This window comes from Streptomyces sp. RP5T (assembly GCF_003933965.1).
In the GTDB taxonomy this organism is placed as follows: domain Bacteria; phylum Actinomycetota; class Actinomycetes; order Streptomycetales; family Streptomycetaceae; genus Streptomyces.
In genome coordinates, this window is record NZ_RSAJ01000877.1 from 1 (window position 1) to 2,471 (window position 2,471).

General features: G+C 70.2%; 2 protein-coding genes. One reads left to right on the top strand and one right to left on the bottom strand.

Annotation, left to right across the window (positions count from 1 at the left end):
- A partial coding sequence (dusB, locus tag EHS43_RS42345) for a tRNA dihydrouridine synthase DusB (RefSeq protein WP_125195786.1) occupies nt 1-1,133 on the bottom strand: 1,133 nt, incomplete at its 3' end.
- 96 nt (nt 1,134-1,229) lie between these two features.
- Between dusB and EHS43_RS42350 the strand changes: the two genes are divergently transcribed.
- On the top strand, nt 1,230-2,471 hold a 1,242-nt coding region (locus EHS43_RS42350; RefSeq protein ID WP_125195787.1), incomplete at its 3' end, for an MFS transporter.

The window sequence follows — 2,471 nt, forward strand, 5'->3', positions numbered from 1 at the left end:
TCCGCATCCTCGCCAACCCCCGCCGCACAGTCGTACGGATCCTTTAGCCAACCGTCCGGCAGAACAACCCTGTTGTTGCCAGACGTGCGGCCACGCGGCCCGTCCGCCCCCACCGGCCACGGCTGATCGAGATCCAGCTCGTCCAACCCCGCACGCAGCTCCGCCAGCGACGACGTGATGGCGAGCCGCTTGCGCATCTCGCTGCCGACCGCGAACCCCTTCAGATACCAGGCCACGTGCTTGCGGAAGTCGATGACCCCGCGCGCCTCGTCCCCGATCCACTCACCGAGCAGCGTGGCGTGCCGCACCATCACGTCGGCCACCTCCCGCAGCTCCGGACGCCGGAACTCCGCCCGCCCCTCGAACGCCGCCACCAGGTCCGCGAACAGCCACGGCCGCCCCAGGCACCCGCGCCCGACGACCACCCCGTCACACCCGGTGGACTCCACCATCCGCAACGCGTCCGACGCCGACCAGATGTCGCCGTTGCCGAGCACGGGAATCTCCGGCACGTGCTCCTTGAGCCGCGCGATGGCGTCCCAGTCGGCCGTACCGCCGTAGTGCTGTGCGGCCGTCCGCCCGTGCAGGGCGATCGCCGTCACGCCCTCCTCGACCGCGATCCGCCCCGCGTCCAGGTACGTGATGTGATCGTCGTCGATCCCCTTGCGCATCTTCATCGTGACCGGCAGGTCCCCCGCCCCGCTCACGGCCTCCCGCAGGATCGCCCGGAGCAGCGGTCGCTTGTACGGCAGCGCGGACCCGCCGCCCTTGCGCGTCACCTTCGGCACCGGGCACCCGAAGTTGAGGTCGATGTGGTCGGCGAGGCCCTCCTCCGCGATCATGCGGACGGCCTTGCCGACGGTCGCGGGGTCGACGCCGTACAGCTGGATCGAGCGCGGCTTCTCGCTCTCGTCGAAGTGGATCAGCTGCATGGTCTTCTCGTTGCGCTCGACCAGCGCCCGGGTCGTGATCATCTCGCTGACGAACAGCCCCTTGCCACCGCTGAACTCCCTGCACAGGGTGCGGAAGGGCGCGTTGGTGATCCCGGCCATCGGGGCCAGGACGACCGGCGGCTGAACGGTGTGCGGGCCGATTCGCAGGGGTGTCTTCTCGCGGGGCGTGGTCGTGGACATTGCCCCATTGTCACGCACGCCCCGGGGTACCCGTACATCGATCATGTACCGACCATTAGTTAGACGCACTATCGACATCGGCGTACGATGAAACGCATGCCCGAGCTCAGTCATCGCCGACGCATGCTGGTCCTCGCGATCTGCTGTATGAGCCTCCTGATCGTGAGTCTCGACACCACCGCGCTCAATGTCGCCCTGCCCGCCATGCAGCGAGGCCTGGACGCGAGCACCGCGGGTCTCCAGTGGACGATCGACGCGTACACCCTCGTCCTCGCCTCGCTGCTGATGCTGGCCGGCTCCACGGCCGACCGGATCGGCCGCAAGCGCGTGTTCATGGCGGGCCTGGTCGTCTTCACGATCGGCTCCGCGCTGTGCTCCGCCGCGCCGAGCCTGGAGGCGCTGGTCGCCTTCCGGATGGTGCAGGCGGTCGGCGGTTCGATGCTGAACCCGGTCGCGATGTCGATCATCACCAACACCTTCACCGACCCGCGCGAGCGGGCGCGCGCGATCGGCGTGTGGGGCGCGGTCGTCGGCATCTCGATGGCCGCGGGTCCGCTGGTCGGCGGGGTGCTCGTGGACTCGGTCGGCTGGCGCTCGATCTTCTGGGTCAACCTGCCGGTGGGCCTCGCGGCCCTGCTGCTCACCCTGCGGTACGTGCCGGAGTCCCGGGCGCCGAGGGCCCGCCGCCCCGACCCGGTCGGACAGCTCCTGGTGATCGCGCTGTTCGGCTCGCTGACGTACGCGATCATCGAGGCGCCGTCCTCGGGGTTCTCATACGTGCTGCCCTTCGCCGTCGTGGCCGTGGTCGCGCTGGCGGGGCTCCTCTGGTACGAGCCCCGGCGGGACGAGCCCCTCATCGACCTGCGGTTCTTCCGGTCCGCGCCCTTCAGCGGGGCCACGGTGATCGCGATCAGCGCGTTCGCGGGGCTCGGCGGGTTCCTGTTCCTGTCGACGCTGTACCTGCAGAACGTCCGGGGGCTGGACGCGCTGCACGCCGGACTGTGGATGCTGCCGATGGCGGTGCCGATGTTCCTGTTCGCGCCCCTCGCCGGGCGGCTGGTGGGGAGCCGGGGGCCGCGGCTGCCGTTGGTCGCCGCGGGGGTCATGATCACCGCGAGCGGGGTGCTGTTCGCCGCGTTCGACGCGGAGACGTCCGACGGGACGCTGCTGCTCGGGTACGTGCTGTTCGGGATCGGCTTCGGGCTGGTGAACGCGCCGATCACGAACACGGCGGTGTCGGGGATGCCGCGGGCCCAGGCCGGGGTCGCGGCGGCGGTCGCCTCCACGAGCCGGCAGCTCGGGCAGACGCTGGGGGTCGCCTGTCTCTTATATACATCT